12 protein-coding genes are annotated in these 17070 nt (G+C 48.6%); 10 read left to right on the top strand and 2 right to left on the bottom strand.

What is annotated here, in order from left to right:
- The first annotated feature begins 34 nt into the window (after positions 1–34).
- The 7 genes from ACO6UX_RS03025 (at position 35) to ACO6UX_RS02995 (ending at position 13696) form a co-directional block, all read left to right on the top strand.
- On the top strand, positions 35–7267 hold the full coding sequence (locus ACO6UX_RS03025; protein WP_422444716.1) for a LamG-like jellyroll fold domain-containing protein: 7233 nt from the start codon (positions 35–37) through the stop codon (positions 7265–7267).
- A gap of 443 nt (positions 7268–7710) precedes the next feature.
- On the top strand, positions 7711–8697 hold the full coding sequence (locus ACO6UX_RS03020; RefSeq protein ID WP_422444714.1) for a hypothetical protein: 987 nt from the start codon (positions 7711–7713) through the stop codon (positions 8695–8697).
- 16 nt (positions 8698–8713) lie between these two features.
- Complete coding sequence (locus tag ACO6UX_RS03015; RefSeq protein WP_422444712.1) at positions 8714–9286, top strand: hypothetical protein; 573 nt, start codon at positions 8714–8716, stop codon at positions 9284–9286.
- 103 nt (positions 9287–9389) lie between these two features.
- A complete protein-coding gene (gene istA / locus ACO6UX_RS03010; RefSeq protein ID WP_422444710.1) occupies positions 9390–10928 on the top strand; it encodes an IS21 family transposase in 1539 nt (512 codons plus the stop codon).
- A gap of 34 nt (positions 10929–10962) precedes the next feature.
- Positions 10963–11718: an IS21-like element helper ATPase IstB gene (gene istB / locus ACO6UX_RS03005; protein WP_422444708.1), complete on the top strand. Its 756-nt coding sequence runs from the start codon at positions 10963–10965 to the stop codon at positions 11716–11718.
- A gap of 44 nt (positions 11719–11762) precedes the next feature.
- Positions 11763–12131, top strand: coding sequence for a hypothetical protein (locus ACO6UX_RS03000; protein WP_422444706.1), 369 nt, complete (start codon positions 11763–11765; stop codon positions 12129–12131).
- Between the two features lie 209 nt (positions 12132–12340).
- Positions 12341–13696: a transposase gene (locus ACO6UX_RS02995; protein ID WP_422444684.1), complete on the top strand. Its 1356-nt coding sequence runs from the start codon at positions 12341–12343 to the stop codon at positions 13694–13696.
- Positions 13697–13794: 98 nt separating this feature from the next.
- On the opposite strand, the gene ACO6UX_RS02990 is transcribed toward ACO6UX_RS02995, so the two are convergent.
- A complete protein-coding gene (locus ACO6UX_RS02990) occupies positions 13795–14046 on the bottom strand; it encodes a hypothetical protein (protein ID WP_422444704.1) in 252 nt (83 codons plus the stop codon).
- A gap of 48 nt (positions 14047–14094) precedes the next feature.
- Between ACO6UX_RS02990 and ACO6UX_RS02985 the strand changes: the two genes are divergently transcribed.
- From ACO6UX_RS02985 to ACO6UX_RS02975, 3 genes are all read left to right on the top strand, one after another.
- Positions 14095–14508, top strand: coding sequence for a hypothetical protein (locus ACO6UX_RS02985; protein WP_422444702.1), 414 nt, complete (start codon positions 14095–14097; stop codon positions 14506–14508).
- A gap of 280 nt (positions 14509–14788) precedes the next feature.
- Positions 14789–15391 carry a hypothetical protein gene (locus ACO6UX_RS02980; protein WP_422443857.1) on the top strand — a complete coding sequence of 201 codons (603 nt, stop codon included), beginning with the start codon at positions 14789–14791 and terminating at the stop codon, positions 15389–15391.
- A gap of 16 nt (positions 15392–15407) precedes the next feature.
- Positions 15408–16214, top strand: coding sequence for a hypothetical protein (locus tag ACO6UX_RS02975; RefSeq protein WP_422443855.1), 807 nt, complete (start codon positions 15408–15410; stop codon positions 16212–16214).
- A 6-nt stretch (positions 16215–16220) separates the two neighbouring features.
- On the opposite strand, the gene ACO6UX_RS02970 is transcribed toward ACO6UX_RS02975, so the two are convergent.
- On the bottom strand, positions 16221–16937 hold the full coding sequence (locus ACO6UX_RS02970; protein ID WP_422444700.1) for a hypothetical protein: 717 nt from the start codon (positions 16935–16937) through the stop codon (positions 16221–16223).
- Between the last annotated feature and the right edge of the window lie 133 nt (positions 16938–17070).

Below are 17070 nucleotides of genomic sequence, written 5' to 3'. Positions count from 1 at the left end.
AAGCGGCCGCTCAGGCTCCGGCTCAGCCTTCGAAATGGATGGTACTGCGGGCACCGGCGAGATCAGTGGCATGCAGACGGGCGGAGCAATGACCATCGCGTCCTGGGTACGCTTTGACAGTTTTGATCAAGGCTGGTCCAGGGTGGTGGATTTTGGTAATGGTGCAGGAGACCACAATATTTTCCTGTCTCATACTGACCAGACCAACGGATTGGCATTTGGTATCTGGGATGACACTGGCACTGAGCACAAACTCACCCTTGATGATTTCCTCACCACCGATCAGTGGGTGCATATCACTGCGACGGTGGATAGCTCAGGGCTGATGAGCGTTTACAAAAATGGCGAACTGGCAGGCACTCACCAGGGAGCGGTCCCATCCGTCATGGTGAGGACCAACAACTATGTGGGCAAAAGTAACTGGGATGTCAATGGTTACCTGGATGGAGCCATTGATGATCTGGCCATTTTCAATGAAGCACTGGACGCATCCCAGATTTCAACACTTTATCAGGCCAATCAGCTGTCTGACTTTATTGGCAGCGTCGATATCCCGGACCCGCAGGCCAATGACCCGGCGGTCGAGTCTCTTCCACCTGAATTTATTCTCGATCTTGATACCTATAATGACCTGCAACTGGACACCAACCTGGTCAGCAACAGTGATTTCACCACAGCTGATAACTGGACCATGACCGGAACGGTGGAGTTGTATGATAATCGCCTGGCGTTCAATGGCGGTGGCGGTGCCGCCGACGGCGTGGTGGAACAGGTGATTCAGGGCCACCCGAACGTCAACTACAGCCTGAGCCTGGATTACGGTGCTGCCTGGTCCGCCGAGCCGGTGTCCGGCCAGGTCGAGGTGATTGATCAAACGTCTGGTGCCGTGCTTGCCGCGCAGGCGTTCGACAGCGACTCCCTGACCCTGCAGACCCTGAACCTGGTGTTCAATGCTCCATCGGCGGGCAACCTGGTGCTGCGGATCTCCGACACCACCGTCAACGGGAATAACCGGGATCTGGTTATCGACAATGTTACCCTGCAGGCCACCAGTGGTGATAACCCGGAGTTGGCTGCCGGTAACGTCGAAACCCTCCTGACCACCCTGAATGTCAGCGATAATGCCCGGACCGGCACTGTCGTTGGTCAGGTACAGGCCAGTGATACCGACGGTGATACGCTGACCTTCAGTTTGACCGACGATGCCGATGGCCTGTTTGCCATCAACTCCAGTACCGGGGAGATCAGTGTTGCAGGTATTCTTGACTATGATACGGCCAACAGCCATCAGCTGACTGTGCGAGTCACTGATCCAAGTGGAGCGTACAGTAATCAGCAGTATGTTGTGTCCGTCACTAACGCACCGGAACTGGAGCCAGGAAGGTCTTCTCCGCTGTCAGTAGCAGCCTTTGAATTCAATAATGTCGCCGGTGTTTATGATGACCTTACCGACCATAGCCATAATGTCTCTTTTGACTCTGCTGCCAGCTTTGAAAGTGAGTCAGTTAATCTCGGGGGGGGCGGTGGTTCGCTAGGGGCGATGACCCTGGGTGGAGATTTTACCATTGCATCAACCTTTAGCTATAGTCAGTTCGGCAACTGGGCTCGGGTTATTGACTTCGGTAATGGTCCCGGTGCAGATAATATTCTGATTGCCAGTCCCTCGCCAAACCGTATTGAGGCTCATGTTTTCCAGGGCGGCAGCATGGTAGGTAGCGTGGGATTTGATAACTTCTACGATTTAAACGAAGTTTTCCATATTGCCCTGACGGTTGAAGATAATGGTCATATGCGCCTGTACAAAAACGGTGTTGAAGTGGCTGATAACCCCAATGGCCAGACACCGAATGAGATATTACGCACCAGCAACAAGATTGGCTTGAGTAACTTTTCTCAGGATGCAGCTACGGATGGTCATATCTACGATCTGGTGGTACTCAATGAATCACTGACCGCAGATGGTATCGGTGAACTCTATCACCAGACACAGGCTGACCAGTTATCAGAGTTTATCGGCAATTATCAGGCATTGGACCCCACCCTGGAACATGAGCAGGTTCTCGCGGCAGGCCACAATAAACAGTATCAGGTAGATATTGCGGCCCATCCGGAAGGAGGCTATATCGCCACGTGGAAGTCCGGCTCAGGCAACTCTGATGATCAAGTAATGGCCCAGCGGTTCGACGCAGCAGGCAATTCTGTGGGTAATGCCCATAAAGTGAATACCTGGAATCTTTCCCAGCCCTATGGTGATCTGTTTGAAAAACCTTCTGTTGCCGTACTGCCCTCAGGAGCCTATGCCGTCACTTACTTTTATGAAGATCCGGGCTTGATAACCAGCAGCCTGACGCACTTTTTCAGGGCGGATGGAAGCTGGATCACCAGACGACATACCGATCATCAACACTACGGAACGGAAGTTACGGCGCTGTCTGACAATCGTTATGCCGTTTCTACCGTGAATAGCGACTACCAGCTTAAAGTCATCATGTATGATGAGAATGCCCAGCATACAGGTGACATTTTTATTGCCAATGTGGATTCAGACTATTCCCATCCCAAGTTGGCCGCTCTGGACAATGGCAAATTCGCCGTTAACTGGCGCGCATCCAATGGCCCGGATGACGCGATAAATCTGCAAATTTTCAATGCCGACGGTAGCAGTGCTCATGGCCCGGTTGCTTTTGGAGGTCACCCGGCCTCCTGGGGTCACGATACACAAGTCATAGTGCTGGACAATGGCGGCCTGGCCACCACTTACCAGAGTGGCAACACCTGGTATATACAGATGTGGAGCTCCAATGCTACGGCCGTGGGTTCCCCAATTGCGGTCAGTGATTCTGGCGTGGTTGCCCTGAACAATATGCAGCTGACCGCCGTTGGCAATGATATCCTGGCTACCTTCCTGGCGGATGATGCGGATGGTTACGGTGTTTACAGCAGACTGTTCAGCAGCAATGGTGTGCCATTAACAGACCCCATTGCGATTAACGATACCGTAACGGGCCATCAATATGAGCCTGCGGTGACCGCCCTGGCAGATGGTACGGTACAGATTGCCTGGATGAGCAACCAGAATGATGATGCGGATATCTACACCAAAAATCTGTCCCTGGGCCAGCAGATTGGTGAAAATGCCCAGCCCGGCACAATTGTTGGGCAGGTAGGGGCCAGCGATCCCGATGGCGATGCGTTCGTTTACAACCTGACCGACAGTGCCGATGGCCGATTTGCTATTGATCCCATTACCGGGGTCATCAGCGTCGCCGGTGCCCTTGATTACGAGACAGCCGCCAGCCATCAGTTGACGGTACGGGTGACTGACCAGACCGGTGGGTTTGAGGAGCAGTTGTTTGTGGTTTCCCTGGTGAATGACCAGAATGTTGCCCCGGTATTACTGCAGCAGGATACGTACTACTCGGCAGTGGCTGCCTTTGATTTTGCCGATGGTTCAGGCCAGGTATCGGAAGACCTGACGGAGAATAATCTGGACGTGACCTTTAACAGTGGCATCACTCATTCCAACGATGGTGTCAGGCTGAACAGTGTCGGTGGCTCCCTGGGAACCATGGCACTGTCCGGTGATATGACCATCGCTTCGACATTCACCTATCACAGTCACAGTAACTGGGCAAGGATTGTTGATTTTGGTAATGGCCCCAACGCCGATAATATTGTGATTGCCAGCTCTTCAGAAGGTCGAATTGACGTGGAAGTTTTCCACGGCAATAACAAGGTCGGTTATTTGGCGTTTGATAACTTCTATACCCTTGGAGAAACCTTCCACGTGGCCGTGACGATTGATGCCGATGGCCATATGCACCTGTATAAAAATGGTGTTGAAGTGGCGGACAATCCAAATGGCCAGGGGCCTAACGGGGTGTCATTGACCAGTAACCTGGTGGGACAGAATAACTGGGGCATGGCCGCCACAGACGGTAGCGTCAAGGATCTGATCATTGTTGATCACTTTCTGGATGCCGACCACATCAGCGATCTTTACTCGCTGACAAACTCAGGACAAATAGAAGTATTTTTAAATCCTCTACACATTACTGAGGACGCTGCGATCGGTACTGAGGTAGGTCAGGTGCAGGCCGAAGATCCGGAAGGTAATACGCTGAGCTTCAGCCTGACCGATGATGCCGGTGGTCTGTTCACCATTGATGCTGGTACCGGGGTTATTCGCCTCGCCGGTGACCTGAATCACACCTTAGCCAGCAGCCACCAGGTAACCGTCCGGGTTACCGATCATCCCGATGGAGCATTCCATGAGAAGCAGTATGAGATCTCAGTTGCTGACCACAATTATGCACCGCAATTTTTGCCGGAGGGGGGCTCAGGTGCACTGGTTGCCTATGATTTTGCCCAGGGTTCGGGGGAGGTGGCTGAAGACCTCACTTACCACAATCGGGATCTGACCTTTAACAGTGGCATCAGCCGCTCTGGTGATGGTGTCGCACTCAACAGCGTTGGCGGCTCTCTGGAGGCAATGACCTTGCGGGGCGATATCACCATTGCCTCCACCTTCACCTACCACAGCCACAGCAACTGGGCACGGCTGGTTGATTTCGGTAATGGTGCCGGTACCGACAATATTCTGATCGCCAGCCCGTCAGAAGGGCGAATACAGGCGCAGATCTTCCATGGCAACCAAGTTGTGGGTTCCGTAGCTTTTGATAATTTCTACACGCTGGGGGAAACTTTCCATCTGGCCCTGACAGTTGACGACGATGGTCATATACACCTCTATAAAAACGGTGTTCAGGTAGCGGATAACCCCAATGGCCAGGGGCCATCCGGAGTAGAACTGACCAGTAACCTGGTGGGTCAAAGTAACTGGTCCCAGGATGCCGCAACGGATGGCACGGTGAAAGATCTGGTTGTGTTCGACCGGTCCCTGGACCCGGACAGTATCAGCGCCTTATACCAGCAAACGCAGATCGGTGAAGTAGAAGCATTCCTGAGCGTTCCCCTTGATACCATTGCCGAAAGCGCCCTTCCCGGTACGGTGGTCGGTCGGGCTCTGGTAAGTGACGTGGATGGTGACAACCTGACCTTCAGCCTGACTGATGATGCCGGTGGTTTGTTTGCCATTGATGCCGCTACCGGAGAGATCACAGTGGCCAACACCCTGGACTACGATTCGGCCTCCAGCCATCAGTTGACCGTTCGGGTTGCCGATCCATCCGGTGCCTTCAGCGAGCAGACCTATGTGGTCGCCCTGGCTGCTGCACCGGAGCTATTGCCGGAGCGGGGTTCTGATGCCCTGGTCGCTTTTGACTTTGCCAACGGTTCCGGCGAAGTTGCTGAAGACCTGACCGACCATAATCAGGATCTCACCTTCAACAGCGGCATTACCCGCTCTGACGATGGGGTCAGGCTCAACAGTGTCGGTGGCTCATTGGGAGACATAACGCTGAGCGGTGATATGACCATTGCGTCCACCTTTACTTACCACAGCCACTCTCCCTGGGCACGGTTGGTTGACCTGGGCAATGGCGCTGGCACCGATAATATTTTGATCGCCAGCCCATCGGAAGGACGAATAGAGGTTCAGATTTTTCACGGTAACAACATTGTCGGCTCAGTGGCTTATGATAATTTCTACACTCTGGATGAAACTTTCCATCTGGCCTTGACGGTGGATGCTGATGGCCATATGCATCTGTACAAGAATGGCGTTGAAGTGGCTGACAATCCCAATGGTCAGGGGCCTGCGGGGGTGACACTGAGCAGCAGCCTGGTGGGTCAAAGCAACTGGCCTCAGGACGCGGCTACGGACGGTACCGTGAAAGATCTGATTATCCTGGATCGGTCACTGGACCCGGGCAGCATCAGTGATCTCTACGGTCAGACGCAATCCGGTCATATTGAAGTATTTCTGGCCTCTGCGGATATTGTTGAGAGTGCCCTGCCAGGAGACGTCGTTGGCCAAATGCAGGCCAGCGACCCAGCCGGTGAGGAGCTAACCTTCAGCCTGGCCAATAATGCCGGTGGCCTATTCACCATTGATGCCGCTACCGGGGAGATCAGTCTTGCCGGAACTCTCGATTATGAGACGGCCACCAGTCACCAGTTGACCGTCAGGGCTACAAACTCATCCGGCGGATTCATTGAACAGCCTTATGTTGTGTCCGTGACAGATGCCGCAGAATTACTACCGGTGCATGAAGCAAATGATGCATTGGCCGCCTTTGACTTTACCACCGGTTCCGGTGACAAGGCGGAAAGTCTTACCAGCAATGGTCAGGTTCTGACCTTCTACAGTGCCCTTACCCATTTCAATGATAATGGCGTCAGCCTCAACGGTGCCGGTGGCTACCTGGGAACCATGGCCCCGTCCGGTGATATAACCATTGCTTCGACCTTTACCTATGACAGTCACACTAACTGGGCCAGGATCATTGATTTTGGTAATGGCCCCGGCACCGATAATATCCTGATTGCCAGCCCTACAGAAGGTCGCATCGAGGCACAAATTTTCCACGGCAACACCATGGTCGGGTCTGTGGCGTTTGATAACTTCTATACCCTTGGAGAAACTTTCCACATGGCCCTGACGGTTGATGCCGATGGCCACATGCACCTGTATAAAAATGGCGTTGAAGTGGCGGACAATCCAAATGGCCAGGGGCCTTCCGGGGTGTCCCTGACCAGTAACCTGGTGGGACAGAGTAACTGGTCCCAGGATGCTGCCACCGATGGTACCATGACAGATCTGGTGGTTCTGGACAGATCTCTGGATCCCGACAGCATCAGTGACCTCTACGATCAGGCCCAGTCCGGTGATATTGAGTCATTTTTAACCTCTCTGGAGATGATCGGTACCGAAAGTGCGGATATCATCAAAGCGGACAGTGGCAGCAACACTCTGCTGGGTGAAGCGGGTGACGACATTCTCTTTGGTGGAGCCGGTAATGACACGCTAACCGGGGGTACGGGTTCTGATACCTTTACCTGGGAAGCACCTGACCTTGGTACAGCTGCGGCACCCGCAGAAGATGTCATCACTGACTTCCATCTGGGGCAGGGGGGTGATGTTATTCACCTGGACGATATCCTGCCCAGTGATCACGGGGATCTGGATCAGTATCTGGCCCTGAATTTTGACAACGGCGATACCACGCTTGAAATAACACCACAGGTGGGCGGAGATATCACTCAGAAGATCAGGCTGGAAGGGGTTGACATGTCCGTGCTGGGCAACACCGATGCCGAGATTATCAACAATCTGATTAATAACGGTAATCTCAGCCTGGATTGAGTTTTGTCCTTTTGCTGATAGAAATATATTCAAAGGTCTCAGGCGTTTGCACCATCCCGGCTCCAGCCGGGTTCAAATCCACATACGCTACGCAGGTAAGTAGAGCAGCTTCGTTTATTCTTGCCACTAGCTTAATTTGCTTATTAACCGCTGGATACTGCCATCGGCGCTAAAATATTTTAATCTTCAGGGGCAGCTGTCAAAGCACTTTCAACATTACTAAAAGCACTTTCAACATTACTAATAGCCATAACAAATAATGAGGCATGGTTAAAATAATTATTGAACAGAGTATTTATGGATGAAACTTATATGATCAGAAAAAGTCTTAAACTGGAATTCAATAGTTTAATAATTCAATGGAACGCTCTGTTAAATTAACTCAATTCAATGTTGCTTTTGCCGGGTTTTATTCAAGCTCACAAGAACAACAGCACCAAACTATGAGAAATGAACAGCAGCCGACGTACCAAGGCATATCTGTTCAGGCACTGGACGATCCTTTTCGTATTTACCATAGTCAATCAGACAGACACAACAACAGTCCTGGTCCTTTTAGTTCATTGAATGAATACAATATTGCATCTCTGACCAGTAGCGATCAGGAAGCCCCTGATGAAATTAATATTTCTGGGATACTACTGCCAAGGCTGGATGAATATTCATCTTATCATTCTGACACTACCCTCTTGGATGATTCACTATCATCAATACCAGACATCCGCTTTCTTCAGAATGAATACCTAGTGGAGAACGAGCCTGAGGTCAACGAGCCAATACCAGAGTGGGACCCGGATTGTCTGTTGGCTAATCTTCATGCAATACTCTCTAATCAACAACATTCAAGGCCAGTTGGGGGAGCTAGCTGGCAAAACCACAACCAAACGACAAGTGATCATCAAACGCGGCAGGCAGAAGAAGTACTTAATGGCAACACTTCAGCAGTTGAGTACCAAAAGTGCTATCAGAATCATTCCGATCACCTAGAGCACCAAAGGGTATACCAAAGGAAGCGTTACCGGAATGATCCCGATTACGTAGAGCGCCACAAGACATACCAAAGGAAGCGATACCAGAATGATCCTGATTCGGCAAAGAGACGAAGGGAGCGCTATAAGAATGATCCCGCTTTCGCAGAGCGCGACGAGAGGGAGCGACAAAGGGAGCGTCTCAAAGATCCTGCCTGGCGGGAGAGCAAAAAGATACGCCAAAGGGAACTTCGCAAAAATCCTGCTTACGTAGAGCGTGAAAAACAGCGCCGAAATGAGTTGCACAAAGATCCCGCATACGCTGAACGCAGAAGAAGGCGGCTCATCGAGCGCCGCAAAGATCCCGCTTACGTTCAGCGCCAGAGAGAGTACCATAGGGAATACCGGAAGAAGCGCCGTTTGAGAGTTTTGCAAAGACAATTTCTCGGGCAAAAACTATGAGCATCGCAGGCAGTGGGTGGTTGATCGATTGAAAGCGCTTTCTGGTATTTTTGTCCTGAAAGTCTGTGCTTATGCGGTTATGTCGAATCATTATCATGTGGTGCTCCATATCAATAATCAGCAAGCCAAAGAATGTGACACCAAAGAAGTCTTACAACGCTGGACGCAGCTTTTTTCTGGCCCGCACCTGGTTCAGCGTTATCTTGCCGACGATCAGCTGGGCAAAGCAGAGCTGCTGCGTGTCGAAGAATGTGCCCAGAAGTACCGAGGTCGTTTAATGGATATCAGCTGGTTCATGCGCTGCCTTAACGAATACTTAGCCCGGCTGGCCAATAAAGAGGATGAGTGCAAAGGGCGCTTTTGGGAAGGTCGTTACAAAAGTCAGGCCCTGTTAGATGAGGCAGCATTGCTGACTTGCATGGCCTATGTCGACTTAAACCCCATCCGGGCAAAAATTGCTGCAACGCTGGAAACCTCAGAACATACCTCTATTAAAGAGCGCATTGAGACACACTGGGTATTCCGGAAGCATTCGGCCACTGATTCCGGAAACATTCGGCCACCCATTCCGGAAACATCCGGCCACTGATTCCGGAAACATCCGGCCACCCTTATCCAGCCAGCGACGCAGTCTTTTTCAATAACCGTTACCCTCGTTCTTGAGACCCTTTCAAGGATGACGGGATTGCATCATGAAGAGACTGCCCATGCGCAAAATTCGTGAAGTTTTCAGGCTCAAATTTGAGCACAACCTCAGTGAGCGAAAGATCGCCCAAAGCTGCAATATCTCCCGCTCAACCGTTAAAGATTATCTGGCCCGGCTTTCGGTTTCTGAACTGACCTGGCCACTGCCTGACTCCATTGATGAGCATACGCTGGAGCAGCAATTGTTCCCCGTCAAACCATCATCAGGCAGGAACAAGCAGGCTCAGCCTGACTGGAGTCAAATTCACCAGGAACTGCGACATCCCGGTGTGACCCTGATGCTGCTCTGGCAGAAGTATAAAGCCTGTCACCCGGATGGTTATCAGTACAGCTGGTTCAGTGATCAATATCGAGCATGGAAGAACCAGGTGGACGTGGTCATGCGGCAAAACCATATAGCCGGAGACAAGCTCTTTATTGACTACGCAGGTCAAACGATGCCTGTCGTTGACCAGTACACTGGTGAAGTACGACAAACACAGATTTTTGTCGCCACACTGGGAGCTTCCAACTACACCTATGCTGAAGCCACCTGGAGCCAATCGCTTCCGGACTGGGTCGGCTCTCATGTACGTGCCTTTGACTATTTTGGAGGCACTCCCTGCATACTGGTCCCTGATAATTTGAAATCAGGCGTAAAACAGCCCCATCGGTATGAACCGGTGATCAACCCCACCTATCAGGATCTGGCTGAGCATTATCAGGTAGCCGTTGTTCCCGCCCGGGTCAGGAAACCTCAGGATAAGGCCAAGGTTGAATCTGCCGTACAGGTGGTCGAACGCTGGATACTGGCCAGCCTGCGTAACCAGACATTCTTTACCCTGTCGGCACTGAACAAAGCGATTCGCAGCCTGCTGGATGAGCTGAATAACAAACCGTTCCAGAAAATACAAGGTAGTCGTCGTTCACTGTTTGAGGAGCTGGACAAACCGGCACTCAAGCCTTTACCTGCAGAGCGTTATCAATACGCTGAGTGGAAAGAGGCTCGGGTACACATTGACTACCATGTGTCAGTAGACGGCCATTACTACTCCGTGCCTTACCAACTGGCCAAAAAGCAACTCTCTGTTCGCTTCACCCAGAATACGGTTGAGTGCTTTTACCAGGGTAAACGGGTCGCCAGTCATCAACGGTTGTACCAGAAAGGCCGGTATAGTACTCAGCCTGAACACATGCCGGAAAAGCACAGACAACATGCCGAGTGGACACCCGAGAGACTCCAGAACTGGGCTGCCCAAACAGGGCCTGAAACAGAAGCCGTGATACGACGAATCCTCTCAGACCGTCGCTATCCGCAACAAGGCTATCGCAGCTGCCTTGGCATCATGAGGCTGGGAAAAAGTTATGGTGATGCCCGCCTTGAAAACGCCTGTCGTCGTGCACTGTATACTGATGCCTGCTCTTATCGCAGTCTCGAATCCATCCTGAAGCACAACCTGGATCAACAACCGTTGCCGCAACTGGAACCGGAACCTGCATTGCCGGATCATCACGAGAATCTTCGTGGCTCTGACTACTTCAACTAATCCAGCACGAATAATAGAGAAAGGAACCAGAACCATGTTATTGAATCCAACATTAGAAAAACTGCAAACGCTGAAACTATCCGGCATGTATGAAGCACTTAATGAGCAATTAAACAGTCCAGAAATAGAACAAATGTCGTTTGATGAACGGTTGGGTCTGATGGTTGATCGGGAAATGACTATCCGTGATAACCGGCGCTTGAAAACCCGTTTAAAAAATGCACGACTAAGGCAGCATGCCTGCATGGAAGACATTGACTTCCGCCACCCTCGCGGACTCAAGCGTGAGCAGTTTCAACAGTTACTGGGCAGTGGCTGGATAAAGGATCATCAAAACGTCATTATCACCGGACCAACCGGGGTTGGTAAAACCTGGCTGGCCTGTGCCCTGGCACAGAAAGCCTGCCGTGATGGTTATACAGTCCAGTACCAGAGGCTGCCAAGACTGCTTCAGGACCTGAGCCTTGCCCGTGCTGATGGTCGTTACCTGAAGATCATGACGACGCTGGCCAAAACCGATCTGCTCCTTCTGGATGACTGGGGGCTTGCCCCCTTAAACGAGAGTCAGAGGCGAGACTTGCTGGAGCTGTTTGAAGACCGGCACAACCTCAAGAGCACGCTGATTACCAGCCAGATGCCGGTTGATCACTGGCATGAACTGATCGGTGATCCGACACTGGCAGATGCGATTCTGGACCGGTTGATTCATAACGCCCACCGCGTCCCTCTGAAGGGTGAGTCACTGCGCAAGAAACAGGCAAAACTGGCGAAGTCCGAACCTAAGTCCTAAGCTACAAACCGATGCGTCGCTGCGCTCCGATGGGGGGTGGCCGAATGCTCCGGAATGCGCAGACACACGACAGCGCAAACAGAAAAAAACAAAAGGCGCAGTTGAAACCGTTAAAAGCTCAGGGTCAAAACCCCGGACAGGCGATTCCATACCCACTCAGTAGCTACTTTGAACTGGTTGACTGGTCTGGCCGAATTATCCGCAAAGGCAAACGTGGTCGTATAACTGGCAATGCACCACCCATCTTGGAGCGCTTGGGTATTGACCCAAATGAATGGCTGGAGACTATGCGCTGGCACAATCGTTTCCACTGCGCAGTCGGCAGGCTGGCTTCACTGAAGGCTTATGCAGAAAGCACCGGAAAATGCTGGGTTCATGGGATGTCTGTGAGCGGTGATCTCTATACTGCCTGATCAACACATTTTCATTTACTTTAATGTGGCCAGAATTTTCTGATTGCTCTTTCTTATATTTTCTCAATAGTGTCTTCTATCTGGCAGTAATTCCCGATGAATCCTGAAGCACTACAGCCACGAGAGATACAGAAGAGGTAAAAAAATCATGCCCGCACAATTCTTCGACTAAAATTGCATATTACTCAATCATTGTCGTCGAGTCAGTCATGGGTACGGCTATTCAGAAAAATGTCAGGCAATTCAGTGCTTCTTACTTGATAAAAAAGGTATCAGAATGCTTCGACAGCATTCCAGATCATCGTCCAAATAAATGCGTGATACCCTTTCCTAACTTTCTGAAATCTGCTTTTGCGATGATGCATCAAAAGTTCGATTCACTATTAGGGTTTGATGAAGAGCGGCTTGATGAAATCTGCTGTCATAATCTTGAAAAGCTCTATCACGTAAAAGATGGCAAAGTTCCCTCCGATACCAGAATGAGAGAGGTTGTTGACCCGGTTAATCCACTCGGGTTGAAGACGCCGTTTAAAGAATTGTTTTCTGTCGTTCAGCGCAATGGTGCTCTGCAAGCTTATGCATTCGAATGTGGCAAGTTGAAAGATCTTTATCTGCTTCCTATTGATGGTACGGGTCTCTTTTATTCGGGAACCTGCCGCTGTGATGACTGCTGCATTAAAAACGAGGGCAAAAAAAGTGAAACCTTTTACCACAATATTATGGGGGGCTGTATTGTCCACCCTTCCAGAAAAACCGTCATTCCTTTAGCGCCGGAAGCAATTTGCCGACAGGATGGTTCCACAAAAAATGATTGTGAAAAAGCGGCAATAAGACGTTTTCTGGCGCAGACAAAACATGACCATCCACGCCTGAAACTGGTGATTCTTCTGGATGGTCTATATGCGGACAACCCTACCATTGCTCTGATCAGAGAGCATGGCTGGCACTATATTATCGTGGCCAAAGATGGTAACCATGTGTCGCTTATTGAGGCCATGAATGCCCTTTATGACGAAGGCCAGGTTCATCACCACAAAATCGTTGATGAGAAAAATAACACGACTCATAAATTCCGCTACGCCAATAACGTCCCCCTCAATCTTCAGGATGAAACAGAGCGGGTTAATGTTCTGGATTACATTGAAATCGACAAAAAAGGGATCCAGCATGTCTGGTGCTGGGTAACTGATCTTGAATTAACCGATGATACCGTTGAATCCGTGATGCGAGGAGGCCGTTGTAGATGGCGCATTGAAAATGAAACGTTTAATACCCTGAAAAATCAAGGCTATCAACTTGAACACAATTACGGTCATGGCGAAAAACATCTGGCTACGAATTTCGCCTACCTTACTTTTCTCGCATTCCTGGTTGATCAGATTCAGGAATTTTCTTGTCCAAAATTTCAGCAGGCTTTAAATAAACCAAAGAAGCCTACACGAAAGCGATTATGGAGGAAAATCACCAGCTTCTTTCTCACGTTAATGATTGATAGCTGGGACAGTTTGTTTAAAGCCATTGCCCATGGTGCTAAAGCACAAAAGATAGCTTTTGACACATCATGATTTGGCAAGATAGCCAGAATTTTTCAGGGTGATGATAGTTATTTTTCTTAGCAGCGAAAGTTGAGGGTTCTCTTGTGTTTTCAGAAATTATGAGTATGTCAGTTTTCTGGTTGTGGCAGCTGACGTGTATTCATCGGGAGTAGCTGTCTATCTGGCCGTTGCTGAGTACTTTTTATACTCTTCTTGCTTGGTATTAATGAGAATTTCTTAAAATAATCAACACTATCATTTAAAAAATGAATAAATGATGTACTCTCTTCACTTTTTAAAAAGTGGGTGTCCTTTTTTTGTAACTGATCGAATAATAGTGCCAATAAATCAGGTAATTTATACAGCTTGACGGTAAACATACCTGCTACTACCTTCTAAATTCACTAATTTATAAAAAAGGTTGTGTGATGTCTTTTTTAAACCCGAATGACTCAGCTTTTCAGCATATTGAACATGAGTACCGCCAAATACAGCAACAATCATACACTCGATTACAAGCTGGTCGAGCTAGAATTGGGCTTATTGATAGTAAAAGTGCTGTGATTCAGAAGAGAAATATGTTGCAGATTAAATTTTCTAAAGCCAGTTCTTTGGAAGAGTTTAATGCACTTCAGTCTGATTTAAATCTATTGGATACTTATATTCAACAGACAAATGAAATTGAACAAAAAATCATGAACACTCCTGTTCATACCCCAAGAAATATTGAAGAAGAAGTGAACAGAGAAATAAAAGGATTGTTTTTAACTGGAAGGTTTGAAAAGAAAGATTTGGCGACCTTATTCCATGTTTCTGAAAGTCATGTATCCAATATAACCTAGAACTTGTGAGTTTTTATGAGCAGCTAACGCCTAAACCAGATTCGCGGTAGTGTCACCTGGATTTATTAGTTAGCTGCTGTTCGATTTTTTCAGCTGAGTTTGTAGCGATGTCGATACTATTATATAAATGAATTGGGTGAAAGTCTCATACTGAGCACAACTACAGACCCTGGAGCATAGAATTTACGTCCCAGAGCCAAAATACCCGAACAAGAAAGGCGACCAAACGCAGCTATGATTTTCATGTGACAAAAGAATCATCTGCGAGAGGCCGCCCTCCATGGAAGTATGTCACCCACTGACCATTCCCGCTAGTAATCACTGCCCTGCAATCGAGATGCTGCAACATCGGTTATCTCTTCTTCGCCAGTCATGCCATGAGCTCCACTGGGAGGATTACGAAAATGAACTGCATAACCTCATGGCTCTTGCAGAGCAGGAGATTCTCTCTGAAGACCTCCAAAAACTGGACGTCAATGAACCTTCTATTGAGGTCAAGGGCACCGTTTATCGCAGGGTGGCTCAAAATCATCAAACATACCAATCTGCTGCTGGCTCTGTCCGGGTAAAGCGAACCCTGTATCGATCCGGCTCAGGAAGCAAATGTATAGTCCCCCTGGAACTCCAGGCAGGGATTGTTGAAGGGTTCTGGTTACCCAGGGCGGCAAAGCAAGCGGCATGGATGGTGGCTCAGTTGCCACCAACCGAAGTGGCAAGCCTTCTTGAGTTGCTGGGAAATATGAAACCGTCGGCCAGTACTTTGGCTCGTCTTCCTGCAAAACTCAGTGAACGGTGGGAACAGTATCTTGAACCTTTTGAGTATATGTCTGGCAGACAACTTTCAGGTTCCAGCCAATGCTGCGACGGTAGCGGCCTCTCTTGATGGTGTAATGCTGCCTATGAAGGACGGAAAGCGTCAGGAAAAACGGGACAAGGGAGCAGCTGAAGGCAAGCGTACCAGAGGCCCTGCGGGTTGTCAGGAAGCCAGTTGTGGGACGCTGTCGTTTTATGATGATCTGGGTAATCGTCTATCCACCATAAGGATGGGGCGAATGCCCGAGAGCAAGAAGGAGACATTGAAACAGTCCATCAAAAATCACCTGAATAAGGTCCTTGAACAAAAGCCGGGTCTGACATTGGTGAAAGTCGCAGATGGAGCCAAAGACAACTGGACATATCTCTCCAGCGATTTACCTGAAGGTCATGAAATTATCGACTTTTACCATGCGGCAGAGCACCTGAAGAAAGCCTTTGATCTGTCGTACGGTGAAAATAGTCCAAAGGCTAAAGAGAAGTTCAAAACGTACCGGCATATTCTGAAAGAAGAAACTGGCGGAATTGATAAAGTCATCAAGGCCCTGGCTTACCAACACAAAAAACACCCGCGCCGATCCAAGCTTAAGACCGAACTGGAATACTTCAGAAAAAATAGCCTACGGATGAAGTACGTAGAGCATTTGTCAAAAAGTCTTCCCATCGGCTCCGGAGTGATTGAAGCAGCATGCAAAACACTGGTTACTCAGCGCATGAAATGTTCGGGAATGCGGTGGAGAAATCCGGGAGGCCAAGGGATTCTAACGCTCAGGTCTTTAATCCAGAGCGACTGGTTTGATAAGGGCTGGCGGCTTCTGTCGGTCACCTATCGAGCCAAGATCAGCGGTCATAACGGCAATGTCATCCCATTTCCTAATAAAGTAGATCCATAGTACTTGTCAGTATGAGACTTTCACCCAATGAATTGACGGTAGTATTAACAATGGGACAATCAAGGGTAATCCAACAAATGAACGCAGTATTGGTTTAGAATATTTTATATTTTCTCTTGCTATGTAGAAAATGTGAGGGCATGGTGTGCACCGGCTAGCTTTTGAAATAATTTTATAATCACTAAGATTACGGTTTGGTATATTTTTTTTGAGATCAATCTTTAACGATTCTTTTGCCTTCTGAATGTCGCCCCATATGATTAAATTGGTTCCATCACTTTTGTAAAATGTTTCATAATTATTGTATTTTGATACTTTCGGAGCTAATGCATGAAACAATATTATTGAAATAAGTGTAAATAATCCTGATATCCAATACAAATCAATTGTTATTGGTACTTGTTCGGAATCGATGAAGGTTGGTAGGTTTTTATAAAAGATACTAATTATTGAATACATAGTTACTGCAAATAATAGTAATTTATTCGTCAGGAGCGCTCTTAATGTATTCCAATTGTCTAGTGATCCATTCTCTTCTATGTAATTGAAGTATACATATCCAACTGCAAGAAGAATTATAAAAATAGCAATCTGTGTAATGTAGGATAGAGAACCTAGAGTAGTATCAGTAAAAGTAAATGCTTCCGATATAAGATTAACAAGTGTTAAAGTGGCTAGAGAAGTCATTAATGACCAAATAATTGGTGATACCTTAAATTTCAATTTTTAATCCTAGATGAGTTAATGGTATAAAGTTTTGTTTGCAGCTAACAGTCGTTTACACGAATCAGTTTCGCATAACATACTGTAAATTCGCTATACACACCAGCCGATACCCCCATACAGCGTGACTTAC

Origin of the sequence: Endozoicomonas sp. ALB091, from assembly GCF_049310265.1 — a bacterium.
GTDB lineage: Bacteria > Pseudomonadota > Gammaproteobacteria > Pseudomonadales > Endozoicomonadaceae > Endozoicomonas.
This window is presented reverse-complemented; position numbering and strand designations above follow the sequence as displayed.